This is a genomic window from Aeromonas sp. ZOR0002 (genome assembly GCF_963866995.1).
In the GTDB taxonomy this organism is placed as follows: Bacteria; Pseudomonadota; Gammaproteobacteria; order Enterobacterales; family Aeromonadaceae; genus Aeromonas; species Aeromonas caviae.
This window is the reverse complement of record NZ_CAWMFQ010000243.1, coordinates 17,940-18,213: the sequence shown is the minus strand read 5'-3', so window position 1 is coordinate 18,213 and position 274 is coordinate 17,940. Positions and strand designations below refer to the sequence as shown.

Sequence of the window (274 nt, the reverse complement as noted above, 5' to 3'; positions counted from 1 at the left end):
GGGTGTGCGGGCCGGGGTGCTCATCGAATCGGGCGCCGCCACCACCATCGCCGAGACCATCGTCAAGAAACTCGGCGAAACCCGCGCCCTGCTGGCCCTGGCGCTGGCCACCCTGATCCTGACAGCGGTCGGCGTCTTCGTGGACGTGGCCGTCATCACGGTCGCCCCCATTGCGCTGGCCATCGCCCGCCGTGCCGATCTCTCCAAGGCGGCCATCCTGCTGGCGATGATAGGCGGTGGCAAGGCGGGCAACGTCATGTCTCCCAACCCCAAC

Annotated in this window: 1 protein-coding gene; it reads left to right on the top strand. The window is 68.6% G+C overall.

Features of this window, described 5'->3' with window-relative positions; all coding sequences use genetic code 11:
* Nucleotides 1-274 (top strand): GntT/GntP/DsdX family permease (locus AACR77_RS13530; protein ID WP_042882144.1); only part of this gene is annotated, 274 nt, incomplete at both ends.